This is a genomic window from Sporomusa malonica (assembly GCF_900176355.1).
Taxonomy (GTDB): Bacteria; Bacillota; Negativicutes; order Sporomusales; family Sporomusaceae; genus Sporomusa; species Sporomusa malonica.
In genome coordinates this window covers 95,999-121,846 of record NZ_FWXI01000017.1, presented here as the reverse complement: position 1 = coordinate 121,846, position 25,848 = coordinate 95,999, and the positions used below count along the sequence as shown (strand labels likewise).

At 44.5% G+C, this 25,848-nt stretch carries 24 protein-coding genes, 3 tRNA genes, 1 rRNA gene and 1 riboswitch; of the genes, 18 read left to right on the top strand and 10 right to left on the bottom strand.

What is annotated here, in order from left to right:
- From B9A22_RS17720 to B9A22_RS17705, 4 genes are all read left to right on the top strand, one after another.
- A 23S ribosomal RNA gene (locus B9A22_RS17720) occupies window positions 1–315 on the top strand; the annotation flags it as partial.
- A 187-nt stretch (window positions 316–502) separates the two neighbouring features.
- Window positions 503–578 (top strand) — tRNA-Gln (locus tag B9A22_RS17715).
- A gap of 121 nt (window positions 579–699) precedes the next feature.
- Window positions 700–775: transfer RNA gene (locus B9A22_RS17710), tRNA-Lys, on the top strand.
- Between the two features lie 5 nt (window positions 776–780).
- Window positions 781–857, top strand: a tRNA-Arg gene (locus B9A22_RS17705).
- A gap of 98 nt (window positions 858–955) precedes the next feature.
- Here B9A22_RS17705 and B9A22_RS17700 read toward each other — a convergent pair.
- The gene (locus tag B9A22_RS17700; RefSeq protein WP_084577272.1) at window positions 956–2,629 is read right to left on the bottom strand and encodes a hypothetical protein; all 1,674 of its coding nucleotides are present in this window, start codon (window positions 2,627–2,629) and stop codon (window positions 956–958) included.
- A 118-nt stretch (window positions 2,630–2,747) separates the two neighbouring features.
- Window positions 2,748–2,872, bottom strand: a riboswitch (molybdenum cofactor riboswitch).
- A gap of 445 nt (window positions 2,873–3,317) precedes the next feature.
- Window positions 3,318–3,458 (bottom strand): TOBE domain-containing protein, encoded by a 141-nt coding sequence (locus B9A22_RS17695; RefSeq protein ID WP_139796295.1) that lies wholly within the window; start codon window positions 3,456–3,458, stop codon window positions 3,318–3,320.
- A 335-nt stretch (window positions 3,459–3,793) separates the two neighbouring features.
- Between B9A22_RS17695 and B9A22_RS17690 the strand changes: the two genes are divergently transcribed.
- From B9A22_RS17690 to B9A22_RS25550, 8 genes are all read left to right on the top strand, one after another.
- Window positions 3,794–4,501: an energy transducer TonB gene (locus B9A22_RS17690; RefSeq protein ID WP_084577271.1), complete on the top strand. Its 708-nt coding sequence runs from the start codon at window positions 3,794–3,796 to the stop codon at window positions 4,499–4,501.
- A 46-nt stretch (window positions 4,502–4,547) separates the two neighbouring features.
- Window positions 4,548–5,138: a MotA/TolQ/ExbB proton channel family protein gene (locus B9A22_RS17685; protein ID WP_084577270.1), complete on the top strand. Its 591-nt coding sequence runs from the start codon at window positions 4,548–4,550 to the stop codon at window positions 5,136–5,138.
- A 6-nt stretch (window positions 5,139–5,144) separates the two neighbouring features.
- A complete protein-coding gene (locus tag B9A22_RS17680; protein WP_084577269.1) occupies window positions 5,145–5,570 on the top strand; it encodes an ExbD/TolR family protein in 426 nt (141 codons plus the stop codon).
- Between the two features lie 21 nt (window positions 5,571–5,591).
- Entirely contained in the window at window positions 5,592–6,278 is a 687-nt protein-coding gene (locus tag B9A22_RS17675) for a GTP-binding protein (protein WP_084577268.1), read from the top strand.
- 4 nt (window positions 6,279–6,282) lie between these two features.
- Window positions 6,283–7,317 (top strand): ATP-binding cassette domain-containing protein, encoded by a 1,035-nt coding sequence (locus B9A22_RS17670; protein WP_245824038.1) that lies wholly within the window; start codon window positions 6,283–6,285, stop codon window positions 7,315–7,317.
- Window positions 7,318–7,494: 177 nt separating this feature from the next.
- Window positions 7,495–8,244 (top strand): DUF364 domain-containing protein, encoded by a 750-nt coding sequence (locus B9A22_RS17665; RefSeq protein WP_084577266.1) that lies wholly within the window; start codon window positions 7,495–7,497, stop codon window positions 8,242–8,244.
- 76 nt (window positions 8,245–8,320) lie between these two features.
- Complete coding sequence (locus B9A22_RS17660) at window positions 8,321–10,363, top strand: TonB-dependent receptor (protein WP_176215579.1); 2,043 nt, start codon at window positions 8,321–8,323, stop codon at window positions 10,361–10,363.
- Window positions 10,364–10,399: 36 nt separating this feature from the next.
- Window positions 10,400–10,549 carry a hypothetical protein gene (locus B9A22_RS25550; protein WP_176215578.1) on the top strand — a complete coding sequence of 50 codons (150 nt, stop codon included), beginning with the start codon at window positions 10,400–10,402 and terminating at the stop codon, window positions 10,547–10,549.
- A gap of 185 nt (window positions 10,550–10,734) precedes the next feature.
- Here B9A22_RS25550 and B9A22_RS17655 read toward each other — a convergent pair whose 3' ends face one another.
- From B9A22_RS17655 to B9A22_RS17635, 5 genes are read right to left on the bottom strand one after another with little or no spacing between them, the layout of a single operon-like run.
- On the bottom strand, window positions 10,735–11,712 hold the full coding sequence (locus B9A22_RS17655) for a radical SAM protein (RefSeq protein WP_084577264.1): 978 nt from the start codon (window positions 11,710–11,712) through the stop codon (window positions 10,735–10,737).
- Entirely contained in the window at window positions 11,709–12,530 is an 822-nt protein-coding gene (locus B9A22_RS17650) for an ABC transporter ATP-binding protein (RefSeq protein WP_084577263.1), read from the bottom strand. Before B9A22_RS17650 ends, B9A22_RS17655 begins: the two co-directional genes overlap by 4 nt.
- A complete protein-coding gene (locus B9A22_RS17645) occupies window positions 12,514–13,542 on the bottom strand; it encodes a FecCD family ABC transporter permease (protein WP_084577262.1) in 1,029 nt (342 codons plus the stop codon). Before B9A22_RS17645 ends, B9A22_RS17650 begins: the two co-directional genes overlap by 17 nt.
- Before the next feature lie 6 nt (window positions 13,543–13,548).
- The gene (locus B9A22_RS17640) at window positions 13,549–14,595 is read right to left on the bottom strand and encodes an ABC transporter substrate-binding protein (RefSeq protein ID WP_176215577.1); all 1,047 of its coding nucleotides are present in this window, start codon (window positions 14,593–14,595) and stop codon (window positions 13,549–13,551) included.
- Window positions 14,592–15,605, bottom strand: coding sequence for a class I SAM-dependent methyltransferase (locus tag B9A22_RS17635; RefSeq protein WP_084577281.1), 1,014 nt, complete (start codon window positions 15,603–15,605; stop codon window positions 14,592–14,594). Before B9A22_RS17635 ends, B9A22_RS17640 begins: the two co-directional genes overlap by 4 nt.
- Window positions 15,606–15,998: 393 nt before the next feature.
- On the opposite strand from B9A22_RS17635, the gene B9A22_RS17630 reads away from it, so the two are divergent.
- Window positions 15,999–16,301 carry a hypothetical protein gene (locus B9A22_RS17630; protein WP_084577260.1) on the top strand — a complete coding sequence of 101 codons (303 nt, stop codon included), beginning with the start codon at window positions 15,999–16,001 and terminating at the stop codon, window positions 16,299–16,301.
- A 121-nt stretch (window positions 16,302–16,422) separates the two neighbouring features.
- Here B9A22_RS17630 and B9A22_RS17625 read toward each other — a convergent pair whose 3' ends face one another.
- Window positions 16,423–17,772 carry a metallophosphoesterase family protein gene (locus tag B9A22_RS17625; protein WP_176215576.1) on the bottom strand — a complete coding sequence of 450 codons (1,350 nt, stop codon included), beginning with the start codon at window positions 17,770–17,772 and terminating at the stop codon, window positions 16,423–16,425.
- Between the two features lie 237 nt (window positions 17,773–18,009).
- Entirely contained in the window at window positions 18,010–18,189 is a 180-nt protein-coding gene (locus tag B9A22_RS17620; RefSeq protein ID WP_084577258.1) for a hypothetical protein, read from the bottom strand.
- A 171-nt stretch (window positions 18,190–18,360) separates the two neighbouring features.
- On the opposite strand from B9A22_RS17620, the gene B9A22_RS17615 reads away from it, so the two are divergent.
- From B9A22_RS17615 to B9A22_RS17595, 5 genes are all read left to right on the top strand, one after another.
- Window positions 18,361–19,329 (top strand): hypothetical protein, encoded by a 969-nt coding sequence (locus B9A22_RS17615; RefSeq protein ID WP_084577257.1) that lies wholly within the window; start codon window positions 18,361–18,363, stop codon window positions 19,327–19,329.
- Between the two features lie 120 nt (window positions 19,330–19,449).
- Complete coding sequence (locus B9A22_RS17610; protein WP_084577256.1) at window positions 19,450–20,067, top strand: hypothetical protein; 618 nt, start codon at window positions 19,450–19,452, stop codon at window positions 20,065–20,067.
- A gap of 11 nt (window positions 20,068–20,078) precedes the next feature.
- The gene (locus B9A22_RS17605; protein ID WP_084577255.1) at window positions 20,079–20,333 is read left to right on the top strand and encodes a hypothetical protein; all 255 of its coding nucleotides are present in this window, start codon (window positions 20,079–20,081) and stop codon (window positions 20,331–20,333) included.
- Between the two features lie 76 nt (window positions 20,334–20,409).
- Complete coding sequence (locus B9A22_RS17600; RefSeq protein WP_084577254.1) at window positions 20,410–21,858, top strand: HMA2 domain-containing protein; 1,449 nt, start codon at window positions 20,410–20,412, stop codon at window positions 21,856–21,858.
- Window positions 21,843–24,962 (top strand): cation-translocating P-type ATPase, encoded by a 3,120-nt coding sequence (locus B9A22_RS17595; RefSeq protein WP_084577253.1) that lies wholly within the window; start codon window positions 21,843–21,845, stop codon window positions 24,960–24,962. The genes B9A22_RS17600 and B9A22_RS17595 overlap by 16 nt, the downstream gene beginning before the upstream one ends.
- A 202-nt stretch (window positions 24,963–25,164) precedes the next feature.
- Here B9A22_RS17595 and B9A22_RS17590 read toward each other — a convergent pair whose 3' ends face one another.
- Window positions 25,165–25,647 (bottom strand): hypothetical protein, encoded by a 483-nt coding sequence (locus tag B9A22_RS17590; protein ID WP_084577252.1) that lies wholly within the window; start codon window positions 25,645–25,647, stop codon window positions 25,165–25,167.
- Window positions 25,648–25,848 lie beyond the last annotated feature (201 nt).

Genomic DNA, 25,848 nt, shown 5'->3' with positions numbered 1-25,848 from the left:
GTTCAGAACGTCGTGAGACAGTTCGGTCCCTATCCATCGCGGGCGTAAGAGACTTGAAGGGAACTGCTCCTAGTACGAGAGGACCGGAGTGGACGGACCAATGGTGTACCAGTTATTCCGCCAGGAGTACAGCTGGGTAGCTACGTCCGGAAAGGATAAACGCTGAAAGCATCTAAGCGTGAAACCAGCCTTAAGATGAGGTCTGTCATTCGAAAGAAGTAAGGCCCCTTGTAGATGACAAGGTAGATAGGCCAGATGTGTAAGTGGCGCAATCCACGCAGCTGACTGGTACTAATAGGCTGAGGACTTGACTTAAGCAGAGAGCCAAGTTTTTAGGAGCGAAAGCGACGCGGAAACTTGAGCGAATCGCTTAGTTAGAGCGGAGCGATAACATCCATAATGTATGTTTTAGCTTTGCTAACTACCAGTATCTAAATGCGCACTGCTTATCTTCTGTGAAGTTTTTAGGGAACATACTCTAACGAGATGTTCACCTATTAGTAGGGGCGTCGCCAAGTCGGTAAGGCAACGGACTTTGACTCCGTCACGCGTTGGTTCGAGTCCAGCCGCCCCTGCCAATTAATTCTATATGGTAGCTACTCTGTAGCATTGAATTGTCTCCTGTTGCGACTGTATTCAATGGGTGTACACCTCAATATTATGGGATTGCAGTATAGAATTAGTCTCCATTTATACGTCGACCTACTAGCTCAGTCGGTAGAGCACCTGACTTTTAATCAGGGTGTCGATGGTTCGAGTCCATCGTGGGTCACCATCCATGACTCCGTAGCTCAGTTGGATAGAGCGTTTGACTACGAATCAAAAGGTCGCAGGTTCGAATCCTGCCGGGGTCGCCATTTACATACAAAACGCAAATAAAAATCGGCTAGCCCAAAAGGCTAAGCCGATTTTTTTAGCAAGACTTAATATAATTATTATTGATTGAATTGAAGGCTTATAATTCGGCAGCGCATCCAATATTGCTATGTTCCATGGAGTTTTCTTCTGGTATGTAAGTGGAATCTACAGCACTTGCCATCATGCGAATAGTAAGGGCAATATTGGTTTTAGGCAAGTATACCAGACGCTTTTCGTGCTGGCGAACCAGTTTGATCATCTTATAAAAGCAGTCGTGACTAAACTTACAGCGGACATTGGCGAAGACAATATCAGCATGAATGATCAACGCATGGTCAAAGCTGCCTACATCGCCATTAAGATAATCAAAATGCGGGAGTTTACTTTTCAATTTGGCCTGCCAGCTTTCGGCGCCACCAATAATTATGGCATGAATGTTTTCTAGCATTTTTAAAGATGTCTCTGTATCGAGCGGCTTACTAGGTATTGGTGCGATGTAATTGCATTGTATTGTTTTGGCGTCTGTAGTTGTATCTTTAATCTTATCTGTTTGTGCAATTTTAGTTTTAAGTTGCTCGTTTTCTTTAATCAGTACATTAAGAACAAATTTTTGTTTGAGAACTAGAGTATTAATTTCTTCTTCTTTTAAGGCGAGTAAATTGTTTTTTGCTGTCAAATCTCTGCTGAGGCTTCGGATTTCCGTTTCACGGGATTGAAGCTGTCTTTTGAGATTATCTATTTCGGCATATAGATGAGTTGCGTTGTGTTCAAAATATAATTTTTTGGCTTTTTTATATTCCCTAATAAAGTCAAGTAAATTTAAGCCGAACATTACAAATTCGACACAATCTAATTCCATAGCCTCTTTATTTTTTTTTAGTTCGCCAGATCGAAAAGCCTCTGCAGTCATCTTAACAATATAGAGGCGACAAAGAAGTTCGATATCTCGCTCCTTGATCTGTGACAAAAGTTTAGGAGAAAGTAGCGAGATTCCTACTGTTGCTGATAGATAAGCGGTGCAGTGGGCTAATCCCTCCCAGAAGCGATCCCCGTTCCAAGGATCAAGATAGTTAAGAAATACCTTTTGATATATTACGTTTTTAAGATAACGAGCGAGTTTTTTTACTACTGATTTATTCAGTCTGCCTTTGAATTGTTGAAATTGGTCAGTGCTATCGAACTTTCCGCCAAATATTTGAATAATAGATAGAGTTTCGGAAGATGATACAATTATTTTTTGACCGAAAGCGCATGCCATAAACATTGCGAATTTTAAAGAGGAATGCAGCGGTAAATCAATGGCTGGATATAATTCGTTAAAATACTGGATATATTGAATTGCGGCGCCGGTAAGCAATTTGTGGGTTTGTACGTTTTTTAGGGATTCGGCATAATACTCTGGTTTAGCGGCTTCCGATAAATCAATTGTTTCACATTTTTGGATGTAGCAATACAGTTCGTTCCAACGTTTGCCCATAATGGTTAATGCTTGTTTGAATAAGGGAGAACCACGTCCATCTTCTATTGCAGCAAGCACTATCCCTAAATATTTTGAGGCGTAAATTTGCCTCTCAATGCCGCCGGTGGTGAACAAGGGATGATCAGTGAATGGCGAATGAGATGCAGCGATCTGGTAGCGTGTTTTATCAGTTTCATAAAGTGAGTCGATTTCTTTGTAGGCCGTTGTAGTGTCGGCGGCTAACTGGATAAAAAGTGGGAGCGTATCCACTGTGATATTGTCGATTACTAAAGTGAAATCTGAAATCTTCATACTGTATCACCACACCTTAAAAATTACAATAATTGCCAAACCCTTTTAGGAGAGGGCTTGGCAATTATTGTATACGGGACGATTTGTTGACACAAAACATACGCAGGGAATTGCGCCGCCCGAGTATATTGCACTCCTTTCCAAAAGAAAAGCGGGAAGCATAGCAGTTTCCCACTATACCGATCGGCCGAACACCATGCCAGCAAAGGTTTAGGTTAATCGGCTAAGGAGTTTGTATTTACTTAAGTTCTCGATTAAAGATCTCTTATGTACCTTAATAGAAACTAAACCAATGCTCAGCGCCGGTAACTTGTTCATAGGTTTATCTGCTAATCATTTTGCTTGCAAAATTGAGTTGTAAAATAAAACTGGAGAAATTTACTTCACAACAAAAATGAATAAAACCAAACAATTAGCAGTTGTTTTATTCAGTTTTGTTTGCTCTAGTAACATTATATTGCGAATGAATAAATAATGCAATATTGATTGATTTGTCATTGTCTCAAATGGAATTTTTAAAATTTTTACAATATTTATATTTGATTGAATTTATCATGGATGGATATGGTTCTTACCCAACTTGAGAAGATGTACTGGGAGGATGCTTTTGAGTCACCATGTTCGTTAGACGCAAAAAAAAACGGCTAGCCAAAAGGCTAAGCCGCTTTTTTTGAAGAACTTAATACGATTATTTAAGCACCATCATCTCTGTAGCTTTTACCAAAGCAGTTACTTTATCTCCAGGTACTAGGTTCAAATCTTCTACAGAATCTACGGTAATAGCTGCTACCAGTTTTATAGTCCATAACAACTTTTGCCATGATGGCACCCTTAATAAGTTCTTTTACTTAGTTTCTAACAAAAATAAGCAAACAAAAACAAACAAAAAAGATATTAAAATAATATTTATATTGACTGCAGTTTGTTTTTGTATTAAGATGATAAAAATAAGTAAGATTATGGATAAATAAAAAGATACAAGGTGGTATCAACTAAACGACGCATAGCTTGTTTAGTTGATTTTTAATGCGAACTAGAAGTTTGCGACGTATTTAAGCTGAGGTGGAGATATCTCGAAGACGAAGCCCTTAACATGAGTATATATTTCGATAATATATGGTGAGCTACAAAACCAATAGGGTATGAACCTTTGATGGAGGCAGAATGAAATATCTTAGTAAATCCCCATATACAAAAACAACCGGAATTTCGCTTCTTCTTCACGGTGCCCTGATTGTCTGCCTGACTATGCTGGGACCGCCTTATCATCCGGGCAATAAGCCGGCAGAAATTACTGCCATTGAAGTTGATATCGTCCCTGTCGCTGTGGTTGAAACAGCGGACACGGCACATTCTACGCCGTCAGAATCTCCTCCGCCAGCGCCGACCAAACAGCCAGTTCCCAAACTGGTGCCGATTGCAACCCGAACAGAACTTCTCCCGCCGTCTATACCAGGAGAAACAAACGACATCTATGTAACTAAGACGGTTTCGGCGGGAACGGCTGTAGTTGGACAAACTACCGCAGCTGGTCATAGCGGGGAGCAAGCAACCACCGGTAATGGAGAGGCGAATAGTCATGACAGCGGCGCCAGAACATCCCCTAGTTATCTCTCCGGTTCCAAACCGGCTTATCCACAAGCTGCCAGAAAGGCTGGCTGGGAAGGTTCAGTAGTAGTGCGACTTCTCATTGATACCGATGGATCGGTTGAATCGGTATCGGTAAAGGTGGGAAGCGGCTATGGCATTTTGGACGAAGCTGCCGTGCAAACGGTGAAAAAGTGGCGCTTTTCCCCGGCGAAAAAGGGTAGTGTGCCTATTACGAGTTTCCATGACGTAAGAGTCCGGTTCCGTCTTGACGAGGCAGAATAGGTAGCATCACAGCAATACCTTCAAGCAGAAAGAGAGATGATCCCTAGTGTACGAACTGTTAAAAGGCGGCTGGATGATGCTGCCTCTCGCTGTCTGCTCTGTTGTGGCGATAGCTGTCATTATTGAACGTTTTTTCTTCTTCCGGCGCCTCGGAGCAATACCTCAGGCCGAAGCAATATTGGATATGATCGGTGATAGCCGTATGGATGAAGCGGCTGACATGGCGAGAAAGTCCTCAATGCCGCTAATTCGCGTCATGTCTGCTGGAATAACCAATCGTTATCACTCTTTAAAAGCCATGGAAGCAGCGGGAGTCAATGAACTCGCTGCGATGCAGCGCGGACTGCCGGTATTGGACACCATCGTTACCTTGTCGCCGCTCCTAGGACTCTTAGGCACGATTATCGGTATGATTGATTCTTTCCAGATTATGGCATTAGCCGGAATGGGACAACCCCACGCTGTTACCGGTGGAGTAGCCGAGGCGCTGATTGCCACCGCAACGGGAATAAGCGTGGCGGTCATAGCTCTAATTCCTTACAACTACTTTTTGGCCCGCATCGAAAGGGAAATCGCAATGATTGAGCATTACGCCACCCGGCTGGAAATGGCATTAGTCCTTCCTGATAAGGAGTGACGGGCGATGAAGATACCGCGAAAGCCATTAAAAAAAGCCCGCATCGAGATTATACCCATGATCGACACTATGTTTTTTCTGCTGGTCTTCTTCATGCTGGCCACTTTAACCATGACCAACCAGTATACCTTACCTGTGAATCTTCCCCATGCGGCCGGAATGGAGGACAAGGCGCAGCAAGTGATTTTACTGACCGTAACCAAAGACGGTAAGCTCTTCTGCGACAAGGCACAAGTTGGAAACCCGGCGGAAGCCGCTCAGTGGCTAGTGCGCCAGAGTCAGGGCGATAAGCCAATCTCTGTCATTATTAATGCCGACAGCGGTGTCGAACATGGGCGTGTGGTGGAATTGATGGATGCCATTCGTCGCAATGGAATACACAGGATCGCCATCGGTGTTAATGCTGATGGGAAAGGTATGGCAGCCAGGTAAACGAGCTTTGGGGGGGAGATTATGAAACTCATTACGGTATCTGGGGCGCCTTCTTCCGGTAAAACTTCAGTAATTCTCAGACTGATTGATTGTCTCAGGGAGGGGCGCCAAGAGGTCGGTGTTGTAAAATTTGACTGCCTGACGTCTTTTGATCAACTAAGTTATAAGGAATATGGCGTAAAAGTTCAGGTGGGGTTTTCAGGAAAATTCTGCCCGGATCATTTTTTTATCAGCAATATTGAAGATGCTGTCGAGTGGGGGCATCATGCCGGACTGGATATATTGATTAGCGAAAGCGCAGGTTTATGTAATCGCTGTTCTCCCCATATTCAGGGGATTCTTGCCATTTGTGTTATTGATAATCTCTCTGGCGTTAACACTCCCCGTAAAATTGGTCCCATGCTGAAGCTGGCTGATATTGTTTTGATTACCAAGGGGGATATTGTCTCACAGGCTGAACGGGAAGTATTTATGTTCAATGTTCGACAAGTCAACCCTGGAGCCAGAATTCTATTTGTAAATGGAATTACCGGTCAAGGGGCGTTCCTGTTAAGCAAACATGTCAAAAATGCAGCAGACATCACTACGCTGAAAAATCGACGTTTACGCTTCTCGATGCCTTCTTCGGTATGTGCCTACTGTACCGGGGAAACGCGAGTCGGTGAGACCTACCAAATGGGAATGCTGAAAAAGATGGAATTCAGGTGAGGCTATGATGCAAAATGCAAGAATCAGAGCAATCGTCACTAATATGACGATTGCTGAAATCCTCGTGGACTATCCGGTCGTACAGGATTTTTTTGTAAATTATAATTTGCAGGACCTGCAGAAAAAATTCACAGTAGCCCAGGCGTTAGAAGAAATACCGCAGGAGCAACTGGATGAGTTCGGGCTCGATGGATTCAGCCTAACCGAAGAATTGGTAAAATTCATGGCAACACTGGTGAATAACCGGGAAGAAAAGGAAAAAATACATAATATTACAATCATCGGCGGCAGAAATAAACAAGGGGAAGCGGAGAATGTGACCCTTACGATAGCAGCCGGTGAGGTCGTTAGTATCGTTGGCCCTACGGGTTCAGGGAAAAGCCGTCTGCTGGGGGATATCGAATGTTTAGCTCAGTGCGATACACCGACCAAACGACAGATATTGATTAATGACCACGCGTTGACCGATGAGGAACGATTTGATATGGGTAACAAAATGGTGGCGCAGTTGTCGCAAAACATGAATTTCGTTATGGATCTGAATGTCGCGGAATTTCTGGCAATGCATGCAAAAAGCCGTCTTTGCGAGAGTGCCGAGCAGGTGATACAACAATGTTTTGTTTGTGCTAACGAGCTGGCCGGTGAAAAATTCACCATGGATACCAAAGTAACCCAGCTCTCTGGAGGACAATCCCGTGCACTGATGATTGCCGACACGGCGTATATGAGTTCTTCGCCTATTGTCCTGATTGACGAAATAGAAAATGCCGGCATTGACCGGAAACAGGCTATCAGCCTATTAACGGAAAACGAAAAGATTGTATTGATTTCAACCCATGATCCGCTGTTGGCTTTGAGTGCTGATAAGCGTATTGTGATTAAAAACGGTGGTATCCATAAAATCATGGAAACTTCAGACGAAGAAATCGAAAGCCTGAGTGACATTGAAAAACTTGATGCTGTCATGTTGGCCGTTCGGCAGCAGTTGAGGCATGGAGAAAGAGTCTCATCTCTGAAGTTGGATTTATCCGATGACTAACCCGCTCTAAGACTCCCACTTCTGCAAGTGGGAGTTAAGAGCGGCTAAGTCCCTGGATAAGGGCGACTAACCTTCAGGTGGGGTTAAAACCCCATCTGAAGCTAAGTCTACTTTATAGTGAGTGGGCCGGATATAATGGTTAAATTCCTTAAAGCAGGATAAGGAGAAGAGTGAAAAATGTGGGAATTATATGATGCTTTGATCGAAGGAATACCGGAAGAGTGCCTTGTTGATGAATTCATTTGCGGAACCTATGCTGTGTTAATCCGAAGTGGCAATGGGTGCGGCTTTAGTCATGTTTTGCCGGGAGATAGCCTGCCGGAAACGATGAAAAAATCACTGCATATGCCGCTGAAAAAATTGGCAGAATGCATTAAATCCTGGAATTTCATTGAAGCCTCTGTTGGCATGGCAGCAATAAATGCCTGGTATAATTCACCGGCGACGGCGGTTGGTAACGGAATTGCGCTTTCAAACAGTCTGTATAGTGAGGATCGCCTTAATGATCCTTTTATCGCCTATCAAAACGTAATAAAAAATAAAAAAGTTGCCGTTTTCGGTCATTTTCCTTATATTGAGCAATTGTTTCAGCCAGTATGCGATCTTACTATTATTGAACGTGAACCGAAGGACGGTGATTACCCTGAAGCAGCTGCTGAATACATCCTACCGGAAAGTGATTTTGTTATTCTCAGTTGTAGTAGCCTGATTTACAAAACATTACCGCGCATGCTGGAACTGGCCCAAAACGCTTATGTTGTAGTTGTCGGACCCTTCACTCCTTTGGCACCAAAGCTATTTTCTTTCGGTATTAACGACTTGTCAGGTTTTGTGGTTAAAGACAATGCTGATGCGGCACGTATCGTTTCAGGATTAGAACGAAGAGCGATCTACATAACAGGACAAAAAGTAGCTATAAAACCATAATATCTTCCATTAAGAATATAGGAATTTCAACAGGATGTTATTTAGAGAAAATATTAAGGAAAGAGGGATTTATCGTATGCGAAAAAGTTTTAAAAAAATGGCCATCCCACCAGCGGTTTGCGTTTTTCTGTTATGTACACTCAATCCTGCCATGGCGGAAGAGTCCAATGCGATTCCTGTTGAAGAAGTGGAAGTCCGTTCAACGGCGTTGGCAGACTATCTGGTGACAACAGAGGTCATTACGGCGGAAAAAATTAAAGAGATGGGCGCAACCAATCTGGCTGAGGCAATTAGTAGGGTACCAGGGATATATGTCGCTTATACCGATAAAAATGCCCGCTTGGCCCGCATCCGTGGTGCCGCCTCTGATCAGACGAAAGTCTACATCGACGGCATGCCGGCCTTCCCTTTGTCTGGTATTGCTTCAAATTCTGCATCAAATTTGGAAACCATACCTGCTGATAACATTGAGAAGATCGAAATCATCAAAGGGCCTGGTCCTGTACAATACGGGACAGACTACAAAGGCGGCATTATTTTAATTACTACAAAAACGGGAAAAGGCCCTGGTCAATTCAATCTTAATCTGTCGGCCGGTTCACATAATAGTTATGATAACTATATCTCATACAGCGGCAGTGACAGCGATGCTAGCTACTACGTAACCGCCGGCAAAAAACAAGGCAATAGGCACTTGAATAATTCTGAATTTGATACAGATTATTTTAATGGTAAAATCAAATGGAACCTCGGCCATGATTCAGCTCTGACACTGAGTGGCTACTATATGAATACCGACCGTGAAATATCTAATGGCATTGATCAAATCACTGGTCAGGAAACCACTGCTAATGTTAGCTGGTCCGGTGACCGGGGAGTTGGAACCGGGGTGTTCAAAAATGGCAAAGAAGTAAGATTATACTCCGTAAAAGACTGGAAATATACTGACTTTAAACAGACTAATATTGCCTTGCTGTTTGAACAGAAAACTAGTAACAAGTTTAAATATGATGTAAAATTATACCATGTAACGGATGGAAATGACCTATGGGCATATAATAAGACTAATGCTAGCAACCCTGCTCTTGTTGACTATGCACACCCGATCTGGTACCGTAGCGGCTGGTATTCAAAAGGAAACGGTTTGGAGTTTACCGGTGATTTACAGACTTCCTGGAATAATACTGTTACCTTTGGCACCAAATACACCCAAATCGACTGGAATACAGATGAGAACAACTCTAATCTCGATGAAAACGGTACCGATAAACGCAGCGGTTACTATATTCAGGATAATCTGAAGCTTGATGATAAAACTAACCTTACACTGGGAGTGCGTCATGACCGGGCAAAACAGTCATACTCGTATTACAAAACTGGCTCCACCAGCGTCCAGAACAGCAGCACGGAAGATGTTACTGATCCGGTCTTTAATATTACTCATCAACTGGATGAACAAAATACCTTGCGCTTTTCCGCCGGTAAGTCGCATATATTTGTTACAGCCAAACAAGTTTCTACCAATCTTACAAGTGGTGTGTCGATCCCTGACACTGAAAAGGCAACCAACTACGAAATAGGCTGGAAACACGATTTTGATGATAAGTCCTCGCTGGATGTTGCAGCCTTTAATAATAAAATAGATAATCGTATCGACAGAATTACTGATACTACCAGTCCGTTATATAAAACGTATCATAATATTTTTAAAACGGAGATACAAGGCGTGGAATTGGAATACAGCCGGTACTTTACCAAACGTCTGAAGGGCTTTGTCAACTATACATATCTGGATGCCAAAGATACCAATGAAGCAGGAGTTAAAACAAGAGCAATCGATTTGCCGGACAACATGGTTAATTACGGCTTAACCTATACTGTAGACAAGTTCCAGACGAGCGTTCTTGGTCATTACTTCGGCAACATTCTAACCAGCAACAATACCTATAAACAACTTGACAACTATCACACCGTAGATCTTAATTTTGACTACCAAGAAAATAAAAATATCGGATATTTTCTGCATGTAAATAATATTTTCGATACCAAGTATTGGGAGAAATATGACTACCCTGGTGATGGAATTAATTTTATGGCTGGTGTCAACATTAAAATGTAAATAAATATAAAAACTGTTATCAGTTAGAGCAAAAAAATGAACAGGCAATGGCACGTAAGTGCTGTTGCTTGTTCATTTTCTTGGGGACTTATTGAACCATTCCCAGTCGCGCTGGCGCTGATTTATCCAGGCGCCATTCGTCAATTAACTCCCCGTCTTGCTTCCAAGCCTTTACAGTCAGCGTAGCTCCATTCACCTGTACTGTTAGATAATTTGGCTGTCTACGGGGTTGTAAAAAAGAATCTTCGTTCTAGCACTGCTTTTTTCTCCCTTAAAAATATAAAAACGACACGGATATAACCGGTCGGCACTTCTTTGTGACTTGAAAGAATTATTTTTGCGTTATGTTATTTAAGTGCCCTCGCGGAATTTCAGAATTTCTGTTTGACCAATATGCTGATGTCCTGGCCGCAACGGGGGCAACGCGTTTCCAGGCAATGATAGCCGGTCAGACAGTTGCCGCCGATTCGTTCAATGACTAGCTGCTCGCAGCAGGGGCACTGAGTGTTAACCCAGTCTGAGTCAATAAAATTATGAAAATAAACATAGGGCAAGACTTTACGGTATTTGGTTAAGATAGCATGAGTGGAATCAATGCTGGAGGAAGCGATTTCTTTCGTCTTGTGCTCCGGCAGTAAACTGAAGACATGCCAGGGAATGTACCTATCGGTCGCTAATAGGAAAGCGGCTATTTCGTCTAGTTCGTGGTCGTTGACAGACTGGATAACAGGGGTGCTTACCTCTAGGTGGCAAAGATTAGCCAGGGCAGCAACGTTGCGCAAAATGGGAAGGGAATCGGGGATGCCCAGGGAGTTTCGGCAAAAACAAGAGGATAACCCTAATAGATTGATGTTTATGAAGGAGAACATAGAGGCAAAAAGTACAGTTGCTTCTTCCGTCATATAGGCATTGGTTAGGCAACCTAGAGGAATGCCAGCTTTTTTAGCGTAATGAGATACCTCAAGTAGTGAGGGTAGCGATACTGTCGGCTCGTTGACATTGAATACTATGTTATGGCAGCCAAGTTTTTGTGCCATATGGATCAGTTCTGCAGGAGTGAAGTTATACATCCGTATCCGGCCCTGTAAAGAGGCGGGGTCTTCTTTAGTTATATAAGTATTGGTGTAGTAACTGCAGCCGATGTTACTACCTACAGTGCCTAGGGTCATTGATCGGCTTCCCGGATATGCATGGTAGAACGGCAAAGATTCAATTTGAGCAATATCATAGGTGCGCCACTTGTGAGGGAAACGTTCCTTTATGGCGCCCTCTGAAAGATGATACATTCGACATACGCCGAGGGTTTGCGGGCCAAGGTCGCAGCGCCATTCACAATAATTGCATTTCATATATAATGCTCCTTTGGTTGTTTTTGCATAGCATTTTGGGGGAAGAAGAGCTGCTTAGGCACAATGACAGACATACCCTGGCTGGTAGTATCGGTTTGGATGTTATCACCAAATGCAGTTTGCAGGTTGGTGTCGCATAAAGTTGTTCCTACCTGTCCGGAAGCGATCAGACGCCCTTCTTTCATTAAGACGGCTGAATCGCAGTAATTCAAGACAAGATTGGGATCATGGAGGGTGATAAGGGCGGTTGCGTTCTTGCGTTTTATCACATCGCGAACCAAGTTCATCATTTTGTGTTGATTGCAAAAATCCAAGTTTGATGTGGGTTCATCCAGAAGAAGGACAGGAGTTTCCTGAAATAGGGCTCGCGCCAGCATGACGAGTTGCTTCTGACCACCTGATAGTTGCTGAAAGGAATGAGTCGTTAGGTGATCGATGCCGATTTCCTCGCAGATTAAGTGGGCTTTCTGCTTATCCTGCTGGGTGGGCGCCGACCAAGCTTTGATGCGGGTTGCTCCACCCATCAGAACCATTTCTATCACAGTAAAAGCGAAGACGCTTTGAGTGCTCTGAGGAACAAAGCCGATGAGTCTGGCTGTCTGGCTTCTGGAAAGACGGGATACATCCTGATTATCGATCAGGATCTGCCCTTGGAAAGGGGTAAGAATAGCGTTGATGCAGCGCATTAGGGTTGTTTTGCCAGAGCCATTAGGGCCAACAAGGGCGCAAAATTGGCCGCTGGGTAATTCTACGCTAATATCTTTGAGTATAGGAACCTTCCCATAACCTGCTGTAATGTTATTAATTCGCACGGTCACTGCCGAGTTCACCTCCCTTGCGGCATTGAATCAGGTAGCCCAGAAAGGGTGCGCCGAATACTGATGTAACGATACTGATAGGGATTTCTGCTACCAGCAGGGAACGGGCCAGGGTATCCATTAATAACACAAAAATTCCACCCAGAAAACCTGTAACCGGGATCAATTGCCGGTGTTCTGTGCCGATCAGGTAGCGGGCGATATGGGGAACAATCAGACTGACCCAAAGAATGGCTCCTACAGTGGCTGTAGACGCAGCTGCAATTAATGTGCTTAAGAGAATGTAGAGCATTCGCCACCGGACAACGGGGATTCCTAAAGAAAGGGCTTCTTCATCGGTTAAGGTCATAACATTCAAACGCCAGCTGAAGAGGTAGATGAGCAGGGAGGAAACTGTGATTATGGGTAAAATGGTATTTACTTTGAGCCACGAAGCGGTATGAAAACTACCCATAAGCCAAAAGGTAATTTGGGATAATTGATCATAAGGGTCTGCCAAATAAATCAGAACCGATAAGGCGGCCTGGAATAAGGAAGAAACGACGATGCCTGCAATCACGAGGACAGATGCCGAGGGATCCTGGCTGCGCAGTGCCAGCAAGTAGGCTGAGAGTACAGCAGTCAGTCCAAAAGCAAAAGCAAAGCTGTAGACACCAAAGGGTATCTGAGTGAAAAAGATAATTGCCAGAGCTGCACCGAAAGCAGCCCCGAATTTCACTCCCAGAATGTCGGGGGCGGCCAGCGGGTTGCGGAAAACTCCCTGGAAAACAGCGCCTGCAATGGAAATGCCGCCGCCAATAATGAAACTCATAATAATTCTTGGCAAGCGGATATTCGTGAAAATCAGGTATGTTTCCGGCGTCACCGCCGGCAGCAGCCCATTTAAGCCTATAGCAGTCAGAAGAATACTGGCGATATCAACAGGGTAAATGGCATAGCGCCCCACGCCTAAAGCAACTGCCAAAGCACCAATAAATAATACAATCAATATCAACAAAATTTTTTTGTTCATAGTTTTCTACAACTTTCCACCTAATTCGGTAAATGAATGCCCGAGAAATTCAAAATAGAATTCATCAGCGACTTTTATCATATCAATATCGGAAAAATTTTCTGGATACAAAGTTTTTGCAGCCCATATTGTTCCCAGGATATGACGGGGCGCAGGGTAGTCCCACCAGCCAATAGTAGAAGGAAAAGAATAAACCCGCTTATCCTGTACAGCTTTGACAGTGGCAAAATGAGGATTGGTATACAATGCATCAGGGCTATAAGTATCGAGTGATGACCCGAGAAAAATTACATCAGGATTCCAGGTAGAGATTTGTTCTGGCGATACCGTAATCCAGTAGCCTTTTATTTCACTGGCTGCATTTTTTCCGCCTGCTGTTTCGATGATGGACGACTGCAGCATGTCTTTGGTAGCAACCGAAAAAACATCTCTTGGCCCTGTAAACAAGACGTTAAGTCGTTTGTCGACTGGAATACCGCTTGTCCGATCTTTAACAAGCTGCAGCAGTTTGTCACAGGCTGCAATATATTTTTCTCCTCTGTCTTCGCATCCGAGTACTTTGGCCATTAATCTCACAGCTTCATAACTGTCCGCTAAGGTTTCGCCTTTGAGGGCAATTACCTTCATGCCTGCGCTCTCGAATTGCAGTAATTGCGTTTTATCAAAGGAGGAGTTGATAAAGATGACTTGCGGATTTAGCGCTGCCAACGATTCGGTCGTAATCGTCTTTTGTTCTTGGCGTATTTGAGGTTTGGCTCGGAAGTTGGCATCTACTTTTATCATGGCCTGAGCGAGCTTCCCGTAAAGAGCCTGATGTACCAATTTGTCCTGTTGTCCTAGCGCAAAAGCGATATGGCCCTCGAAATGATCGAGTGCCGCAATTCTTTGAATATGGCGGGGAATTTCTACTTGCCGTCCTAACTGGTCGGTAAGTAGAACTGTTGCACTCTCGGCTGCTTTCTCTTTACCTTCGACTGCAACAGGAGATTTGCTGCAAGCAGTAAGTATGATCAATAAGAATAGCACGCTAAAAAACAGGATTAATTTTTTCATCGTAAACCTCCAACGGCTGATAGCGGACGGGTTGCTGTCAGCACCGCAACGATATCGGTTATGTTGGCAGTCTGTACATCTTGGAAGCCGTGCTCGGTTATCCAGTTTTTCCATTCAGCCAACTCATACATTTTCCGGTGGCCATTGAGGGCGCAAAACAGGCGGTTAATGCTGCCCGAAAGGGTGGGATGCGTGCCGCTGATATGGACACGCACAATCAGTGTTCCGCCTGGTATTAATGCGGAGCGTACTTTATTCAGCACCGTTTCCAGGGTAGGAGGGGACAAGATAAGTGAGCATAGAATGACATCGTAACCAGACCCGATGTCCTCCTCTAAAAAATTACCTGACAGGGTATGCATGCGAGAACTTAAGCCGTAATCGTGGATGGATGCTGAGGCAAGAGCAGCGATGGCGGGAACATCAAATAACGTGACAGTCAGATTAGGATATCTTTGAGCAAAAGCAATGCTGTAAAAACCATGGCCCCCGCCTAAATCCAATAAGTGTTCCTTCTGGTCAAGGTTTACTGACTGGACAGTGGTCTGGACAAATTCGCTGGCCACGGCGCGAGCGCCAATGCCACGCAGACGCTCTGTGTGGGTTGGGGCTTCTTCATGACAACAGGGGGTAAAGGCATTGTTGTTAAGAGCTTGAAGCGCTCTGTGGGCAAAAGAGCCGATGGGAAACTCGGGCAGCAGGGAATCGGCAAGAAACCATGGGCTGCCTTTGTGCAGATATTGTCCCACTGCTTCGATAGCCAAATAGTACCCTTTGGAGCAAACCAAATATCCTGATTGGACAAGCACCTCTAGCACAAGCTCAGTTATTGTTTCATCCCAAGTCAATTCACTGGCCAGCCTGGACGCCGTCTTTTCAACAGTCAGAGCGGTAAACACACCTTCTTTAGCGGCAAGGGCAGCTAATTCGTAAACGATTCCCTGAGTGATCAGGTTTTGGACGGGTGAAGGATCGACAGGCAGTTTTTCACATAAATTGACGTTAATCATGATAGGAGCCTCCTATGTAGTTTCTAATGAGATGCTGAATTTCAGCAAGAACGATCAAAACAAACATAAACTAATAAAACTGAACTTAATAGTATGATAAACCGATAATATTAAAAGTGCAATAAGTTTTTGTTAGTTTTTAGTAATTTTGGATAATACTTAAGCCCAAACCTTTAACTATTAAGGCTTGGGCTCTTCAACCATTTTCTTTAGCAAATTACCATTTTGTATGCCAGGATATGATAAAAATGCTGCCGCCCCGTACATTGTTTTAAAAACATGTAAAAATAGGGCCTAAGCATTGACTTTGCTAACTTATCAGTATAATATAAGTCCCGTCGATAACAAATGGTTTTTAAATAATGGACATATGAATGAGGGGTAGTATTACTAATGAGTAGAGAAAAAATGCTAAATAGAGAAAAAATTGTTTCTACTACTAAAAGGTTCTGTTCTGAAAATTATAAAGAATTTACCGTTTCAGACTTGATTCATAAAGGTGGACACCGCCATAGAGTAGAAATAGAAGCCGATGGTTCAGGCTTTTTTGTGGATTTCCATTTCAGGGCAAATGGAAGCACTTCGATTGATATATCTAGTGGACACCACATTGATAAAAAGAAGCAAATTAAGGATGCTATACTAAGTGATTCCACATGCTTGATCGTAGATAGCGAAAAGAAGGTGCCCCATTAAGCGGCAAAACATCAAGCCGGACAAAGAAAAAAGCACCGAGTGCATTAACGGTGCTGTGGCACGTATTAGGCATTGAGGCAGGCAAGTAGGAAAGAGGCCCGGAGCCGATCATCACTTTTTATCATATTGCATTTAAAAGGTTGATTACAGATTTTCCGGTAGTTAAGTCGATGGTAACCGTGTTATCAGCCAGATAGCTGTCAGCGCCAAGCGACAGTAAGAACTCGCCAAGTACTTGACAGTTTGGATCGGTAGAAGAAGCTAGGGTTTGATAAATGGCTCGTGTCGGCGCGTCCGGTTTTTCATCGCCTTGATAATGAGCTAGCATAGCATTGACAAACAAATCACTGACAGTAATTTTGTTAATTTGTTGTGCTGCCAGTGAAGCGGCAAATTCCAAAGCTTGTGCTAATGTAAGATCAGGTTGTGCTTGCATCAGGATTACAGCGAATTGCTGAACAAATTGTTCCTTGATCTTTTGCGCGGTGAATTCGCTTGCATAAGTTTGAAAATCTAGGACACCTGTATTGCAATTAGCGTTAAGTATCTTTGCGGATGTAATTTCTAACTTCTTAAAGTCAGAAGTCATTTCAACCATTCGGTAAGGAACAGGATAAGTAACTAAGGAGCCTGTTTCAATATCGATCAGGTAATTGTTGTTGACACTGATTATTTTCTCAGCAATATTTTGTGCGTGGAAGTGACCAGTGAATACCACTTTCATTCCCAAACTACTGAGCTCTTTCGCTGCTTGCTCATAGTTAGTCAAAAGGTATTCAGAGAAGTAAGTTGGTTTTAATGAAAAGTGAGGTACAATACCATGATGCATTATGCCCAAAACCGTCTTTCCTTTGGAAGCGGCATCTTTAAGCTGTTTTTTTATCCAATGTAGCCGATCTGCTATGAGAGTGCCTTCTGTTAAGGGAACAGTGTTGTTGCTGTCATAGATACAGGAATCCATGGCGATGATGCGGAGACCTTCGACTGGCTCCACAACGTAACTCAAGGAATTTGGATCTACTGCAATTGCCTGACCATAGCCATATGGCCGGTAGATACTTTTAAAATCGCTGGGTGAAGTATTTTGTATTCGGGTTTGGGTAGAGCCACTGTAGCTATAAGCGTACGGATTATAAATATCATGATTACCGTTAATTACATATACCTTTTTCCCTATACTGGTTAATTCACTCATGTAATTGGCAAAGCGTTGATGGCAAATGTATTCCCCGTCTTTAGTGAGATCGCCGCAAACCAATACAAATTGGGCATCACTTCTCTTGAGCGCTTCCAAAGTACTGATTAATATGGCTTCACTTTCTATCAGCATTTTCCTGTCACTGGCAAGGTGAGCTTGAAATGCCTCACCAGTTGTACCGAGTTGCGGATAATAATAGTGCGTATCTGATAAAACAGCAAATTTAATATTCTTGATAGGCTTACTCACCAGAAGAGCTGTCAAATTAGTCACAAAATCACCTCTAATCAAATTAAATTTGAAACATTTAAGAATGATACTCAAGAATAATTTTAATATAAATTAATAACTAATAGATTAAGGGCTGGTTAATTTTGTATTAATTCGCCAAAATTCTCTCCGGAGCAAAAGACTAAGAAACCCACTGCAAAAGCCTTGAAATAGGCCTGAGGCAGTGGGTTTCTTTTTTACTCCAAAAGAGTGGTCTTGAACCATCTATCTGTTTCGCTTCTAATGCTCCATAAAAACCTCATCCTCTGCCCTGGATTCATAGCAGGCAGCAGCTCCTTGTTTATGTCCCTCTTTTGCGGCACACATTTTTCCTATTCGGTATACTGCTGGGATTCCGAGTGCGTGAATGAGCAAGAAGGCTCCCCAGCCAATGGCGGGACGCATGAGCAACCAATGCATAGTAGTCACCTCCATGGTTGCAGTTTCTCAAAATGAAAAAGTACTTGTTTTAGAATTACCACAGCCAGAGTTCTACATACCTGGAAAATTCATGATAATATTTATTGGTTTTAGCATTGGATAGAAGCCGAGTGAATGGGAAAATTAAAAAAAACGATGGGAGGGCTAAACATGGCGAAGAAAGATACAAGCCCTAACGGTCTCAATATTCTCGGCAGAGCCTGGAATGAATTGAAGAGAATCAATTGGCATGAGATAAATAGACTCTGTCAACAAAACTTACATATTGGCCTTATCGGTTCTGAAAGGGATGTAGCGGCAATGAAAAAATGGCTGAGTTCCTTTCCGGGCCAGGCGAGTTCAGATCAATCTCCGATGCAAGTAAAATGCAATACCCGGCTGTTGACAAGATATATAACGTCTATTTATATTGGGAATCTGAATGAAAAGCTTGATGAGAAACTCATCAAATCGACGACGTTTTGTATTGTGAGCCCAGAATACGTCAATCAAGTCCGGCGTTTTAAAACAGAGGTATATATATTTGACAATAGCGGCAATAAGCATTTACCAACCCAAGTATTAGCTGCTCATAACGACCTGCGCTTTGCACTTGCCTATCACTTCGCAGTATTTCGGCGGGAGCATGCAACCATTGTTATTCAGGATACAGCGTTCCAGAATACAGCCTGGGCGGTCATTACTTCAGTGCCAAATACAGTTCCAGGTCCACATCAGATGGTTTCTATACCCTTTGAAGGCATTTCAGATTTCATCATTCTTTCTCTTAATGAAATGAAGATGCTATTTGAATTAGTAGGCCTATCGGGGTACACTGTCGTACCATATCGTCAACTACCTGAAATTGGAATACTGACTGGCATGGCTTTATTGGCTCAAAGTACAGCTACCAGTATTATTGGGAAGCTGCCCGCGCGGGCAGGGATGGTGGCCAAAGGGGCGCTGGCCTATGCTTTTACATATGCCATCGGCGAGGCAATTTTTACGTCTATTAGTTATCGGCAAAAAGTAAATGGGTGCTTCTTCCGTGACAGTATTCGTGAGCATTACGCGGAAGGGGTAAAAGTAGTAAACAATATGATAAATCAGAGAACGGAAGGTTTTCATGAGCACCCTTAACTAAGGTGCTTCTTTTATTGTTGGTACATGGTTTCTTAGTTTTCAAAAGTCGCCGGTATATACCTGGTACATTTTGGACAATATAACGAATGCAATTGAAATTTGGGGGGAAGGGACACAATGCAAAACATGGACGGACAGCCGAAAGCTGAACGCCAGGAACAACCACCGTCAAGCAGAAGCAAACGGCTAAAAGAGAGAGTCGTCCAGTCTTCAAACGAAGAGACGATTGCCGGTTTGGAACAGGTATTTGAGGCCAAATTGGCAGCTGTACAGAGCTATGAGCGGCGGATGTCTACGATAACTGACCCATACGCCCTCAAGGCCTTGCGGCAGATGATAGAGCAAGAGCGAAGAGAATTGATGAGTTTGGCGGAACTTATTGAATTGGTAGAGGTCAGCCCCGATATGGGTGGGGTCGGACGTCTAAACCGGCAATTTAATCATCGCGTCAAGTCAAGTACTGGACGAACCCCCGGTTTCTGGCTGGCGGCAGCGTTGGTAGGAGCTGTGCTGGTTCCGAGTGTCCGAGAGACTCTGCGACCATTAGTGTTAAAGACTGTCCAGGGCGTAATGGAACTAGGAGAACAAGCCCAAGGACTGTTTAGCGGCGTCAAAGAGGATCTGGAAGACTTGATGGCAGAGGCCCAATTTGATAAGTTCAAACAGTCCATCGAAGCTTCCTTTGATGAGTTGCCGGTTGACGGTGGCATTGATAATCCGGATTTAACTCAATGAGGTGAGATAGAATGTCAATAGGGAGCGAGCAGCAACTTCGAATTGAACGTTTAGCCGAAAAATTGAGCGGACTCAGTCGTGAGTTGAAAGAGGCTGTAGACTTAAGTATCCAGTTGAGGGCGCAGTCGGCGCAGAATAAGAATGAGGTTGCGCGGCTGTGGGAGGACTTTCTGGGCCAGTTATTCGGATACATCAAACAGCGAAGTAAAGAATCGCGTGATAATCTTTTAGCTGGTATTTCATGGACAAGAATGAAATTGTTCTAGAACAACCAGAATATATAACAGCAAGGGTTCATGCCGTGCTGTTATTTTTTTTTTTCAAAAAGAAGGGGGGCGACCAATGCAGTGTCTGGCAATCAAGCTGGATGAGTATCATTTGTTACCAGGGAGACTGCGCATAATGGTACCTGGCATGAGGAACAATAAGCAAATGGCAGACTATCTGGCCGATTACCTACGGCGACAAGTTGGGGTCACTAGTGTTGAGGCCAATCCGCTATCAGGTCGTGTATTGATTGGATTTGATTCGACACGTATTAATCTGGCCGAAATACAAACCTTCATTAGAAGAGGTGTGGGCAAACGTTATGAGGCCCCTAGCTATAAGAGCATAAAACCGGTAGTTGCAACTCACGCTAGGGATAAGTTGTCTTCGTATTTACGCTCCGGGCCGGTGATATACACCATTGCAACAGGTGTGGCTCTCTCTGGTTTGATCATCAAACGTGTGTTAGTAGGACGATCCCCGTTCGCATCTTCCCGGTATATATGTAATCTTGGTGCGCTTGTAACCATTGTTGCAGGTTACCCCCTGCTGCGTAGTGGTGTGAAGGCACTGGCGGAAAAAAGACGGCTAAATAGCGATTTACTATTGTTTAGTGCTACTTTGCTATTACTTACGTTACGTGAGAGTCTTACCGGTTTAACAGTTCTATGGATGGTGTATCTCAGCAATCTATTTCAATTTGTTATGCAGGCCCGCTCGCGCCGCGCGATTAGGGAGGTTTTCCGTAAGATACCCCAGTCGGAAATAATGGACGCAACTCCGGTCTGCAAGCCGGAGGTGGTACACCTGCCTAACAGGAGGCTGATGCCACGATCTGAGTTATATGAACGACGTTTACTGATCGGTACAGCCGCGATTAGTACAGCATTGTTACTTGTGACCCGTGATATTCACCGGAGCATCGCAGTACTCCTAGCAGGTTGCCCGGTTGCAGTTGCGCTAGCCCGTAATACTGCCCAGGGAGCTGCCGTTGCAGCTAGTCTGCGGCAAGGGATTTTAGTAAAGGATGCACGCTATTTGGAAATGGCGGCGCAGATCGATACGGTAATCTTTGATAAAACGGCCGCTATTATTGAAACGGCCCGCAATGACAATCATAAGATTCTGCTCGTGGCAGGTAGGGAAACCGATGTGTCGTCATTAGCTGCAAGCCATCTTGGTGTAGTGCTGGGGGGCCAAGGTTCATCAGCAACGCTGGCGGCAGCCGATGTAATTATAACCGAAAATGACCCAAGTAAGGTTGACCACCTAATCCAGTTAGGCCGAGCAACAGAGCAAGTATCCCGTCAAAACTTACTCTTGGCGACAGGCCTGAATCTGCTTGGTGTTGCCTTGGCCTCATCGAGCATCATCACCCCTCTAAGCGCCGGTTTGTTACTCAATGTCAGTACCGCAGCAGTGGTACTTAACTCGGCGAGGCTATTGTCACCATTGTGCCCAGGTGAACTGCACTATACTGATGCAAGAAACCACAAGGAGGAAACGGCTTGTTCTTATCTGTAGATCAACGACAAACTTACCGCTTATTACCCGGGCGCTTACGTGTCAGTGTACCGGGATTATGCCACAACAAACAATTTGCAAGATTTTTAACAGAACAGCTGGCATCTGATCACAACATTATCTCAATCAGTGCAAATTACCTCACTGGTCGGGCCTTAATTCATTTCGACCAGAATAGACTTGGTGTAAAGGAGATACAACAAGTCTTAACACAGGCATGGGGGCGATTTTGTCGGGGAGGCAACAGTCTGGAGATAAACCTACAGCAGTTTGCCGACGGCAGCCCTAGCCTGGTAGCTTTACCGGTATCTAACCCCCAGATAGAAGGCATTTCATACACCGGTTCCAGTAAGCTGTGGCATTCTGAAAGCACACAAAGTGTCTGTGATTTTCTTAAAACCTCAGATAACTTTGGTTTGAGTGACCGCGAGGCTGCCGTCCGCCTTAAGGAATGGGGTTCTAATAAGCTGGTCGAAGGCAAGCGGGCATCTTTTTGGGAACTATTGGGCAATCAATTCAAAGATTTTATGGTGCAAGTGCTGCTTGGGACTGCCGGTATTTCTTTTGTCTTGGGGAAACGTAGTAACGCCCTCCTGACGGGATCTATTGTAGTGGCTAATGCCGTATTAGGCGTTATTCAAGAACGCAAAGCCGAACAGTCCATCGAAAGCTTGCAGAAACTGGCAGCACCACAGGCGCGTGTGATTCGGGCGGGGCGGGTCCAGAAGGTGACGGCTGAGAACTTGATTCCGGGCGACTTGATCATCCTTGAAGCAGGTGATCGGGTACCTGCTGATGCCCGGCTGATAACTGCAGTTCAATTTGCTACCGAGGAAGCGTCACTCACCGGTGAGACAGTACCGGCGAAAAAAGATCCGAGATATCGAGGCAATGAAGCCACTACCCTCGGAGATCGTAAGAACATGGTGTTTATGGGCACCGGTGTAACGCGGGGACGAGCTACGGCGATCGTAGTTGCGACCGGTATGAAAACAGAGATGGGAAGAATTGCTTCACTTATCCAGCATCAAACTGAAGCGGCTACGCCGCTGCAGTGCAAGCTAGAGCAACTTGGAAAATCCCTTGTCTACGGTTGTTTGGCGGTATCTGGATTTGTCATGGTATCGGGAATAATACGGGGTCAAGGATTCGTGAATATGCTGCAAACTGCGGCCAGTCTTGCTGTAGCAGCCATACCGGAGGGCTTAACGGCCATTGTTATCATTGCCTTAGCCATGGGCGTACAACGTATGAGTAAGCGCAATATAATCATCCGCCAATTGTCATCGGTTGAAACTCTGGGCTGTGCTACTGTAATTTGTTCAGACAAAACAGGAACTCTTACAAAAAACGAGATGACGGCTCGCATGGTATATACACACGGACGAAAATGGCAGGTGGCCGGTGAGGGGTATACGCCTGTAGGGGACTTCTTTATCGATGGAGGAGCCCCTGTTAACGTCTATGAGAATGCCGAACTATATCAAACGCTGCTCACTGGTGCATTATGTAATAATGCACGATTGAATCAAAGTAGGGCGTCTAAAGAAGGCAAGGTTTTGTCGATGAGTGAACATCGTAATGGACTTTGGACGGTGGAGGGTGATCCTACCGAAGGTGCCATCCTGGTAGCAGCCGCCAAAGCTGGTTTATGGCGGGACGAGCTAGAAAAATCATTTATAAGAGTCTACGAGTATCCATTTGAATCAGAACGCCGCATCATGTCAACTGTGTATAAAACCCAAGTGGGCGATATGCTCCTGAATGTTAAAGGCGCAGCAGATCGCGTATTAGCCGCATGTACCCACTATCTTCGCGACGGTGAGGTGCGCCAGTTGAACGATGCGGTTCGTGCTGAAATCATGTGCGCTAATGATGAGATGGCCAATAAGGCTCTTCGCGTTTTGGCTTGTGCATATCGGCTGATCGAGGAGTTTGACGAAAATAGCGAGGAAGAACCAGAACAAGAATTAATCTTCTGCGGTCTGCTGGGTATGATTGACCCGCCCCGTCCGGAAGTTCCTCCGGCCATTGCTAAATGCCGGCAGGCAGGGGTGAAAGTTCTCATGATTACTGGCGATCACCAAAGAACTGCCAGTGCTGTCGCAAGAGAAATCGGCCTGTTACAAGCCGGGGACGGAGTTTTACTGGGTAGCGAAATCGATCGTATGTCTGATAAACAGCTAACCGATGCAGTTGAAACCAACACGGTGTTTGCCCGCACTTCGCCGCATCATAAACTACGGATAGTAAAAGCGTTAAAGCAGCGAGGTTACGTGGTGGCGATGACCGGCGATGGCGTCAATGATGCACCGGCGGTAAAAGCGGCCGATATCGGGATCGCTATGGGAATTATGGGAACAGACGTGACCAAAGAAGCTGCTAGTATGACACTGGCAGATGATAATTTTGCTACTATAGTACACGCCATGGAGGAGGGGCGGTCTATTTATGCTAACATTCGCAAGGCCATTCGCTATCTGCTAGCGACCAATATTGGCGAGGTCGTATTGATGCTGTTGGCTGCGCTGATGGGGTTACCGCTTCCACTCATCCCGATTCAACTCTTGTGGATCAACTTGGTCGGAGACGGGCTTCCGGCCGTGGCGCTAGTGAATGATCCGCCTGCCCAGGATATTATGCGCCAGCCGCCAAGAACGGCTAGCGATAGTGTGTTCGCCGGTGGTCTGGGGACGAAAGTACTCGCCAGGGGCTTCATTATCGGCCTTACTAGTCTGTTGTTGTATATGTGGAAATTGCGGTCAACCGGTAACCTGGTTTTGGCCCGGACCCTCGTATTGGTTCAACTTGCAATCAGCCAATTTGTGCATATATTTGATTGCCGCGGCGAAAAACAGACAGGAAGCGTTGGTTTGTTCAGCAATCTGTGGCTTGTTGCGGCAGTAGCCCTGTCGCTGGGTATGGTTGCTGCCAGTGTACATCTTCCCTTACTTCAGTCAATTTTTGGTACGGTTCCTTTATCTGCCGGCGACTGGGGTGTAGCCACTGCTATGGCAGTTGCAACTGGGATAATAGATGCCGGAATTTCGCGTGTACGCGCTATTTCGAGCTTAGAAGATACTACTTGTAGTGCCAAAATATAGAAAATAGTTAATAAAGAGTAAGTAAATTAAAAAACAAGAAACGCACTGGCATTGTGCGCTTCTTGTTTTTTTTACGTCCTGATAGAAAGTATAACTTTCTCCTGGATAAGGGCAACATCGGCTTCCGCTTTCGCCAAAGGTCGGCGCAAGCCGTGTTTTCTTTATTGCAGGTGGAGTGATCTTATTGGCTTCTGAGGGTCAATTAAACTGGATCGGTTACTAAGGAATCTATTTCATGTTGTTGTGTCCCATGGGTATGTGATGAGTGATCACCTTGGGGTCGCTTACTCTTGACTTCGTCAATTGCGTCGCGCAACTCGTGTTTAAGTTCCTTAGCTTTATCCGATATAGCTACAACACCGGTAGCGGTAGCAGCCATAAGGCGACGGCGATGTCTCCGTGCATGATGCCTTACTTGATCCAATTCTTCAGCGATTTCACTGGCTGTATTCTGCTGCGTCGTGCGTGCTTCAGCCATAAAATCCTCGGCATCTTCCTTGAATCTGGCGATAACACCTTTTGTCTGGTCTGTTATCGCCAGAACTCCTTTAGTAGCCAGAAGCGCTGTAGAACGTAGTCCCCGGCGTACTATTGGCAATGCTATGGCAAGTGTTGCCCCAGTTAGAATAAGGCCTGTGGGCGTAGTCCGCGCCAGCATCTGCGATCCCCAACGCAAAACGTTCATAGATAAACCCTCCTTATTGCAATTATTAATACAAGCATTCCCTGTTACTGATTGCCTTATGTAATACTCTGCTGGTTGATGTAGGAGCTCACTTTATCTACTTAGATTGTTTAATTTTACAAAGGTTTAACAGGCTTTTAACTTCTAGGTAACAAAAATAGCATATGCTATATGTAGAAAATTGCCGCGAATAGGGAGTAA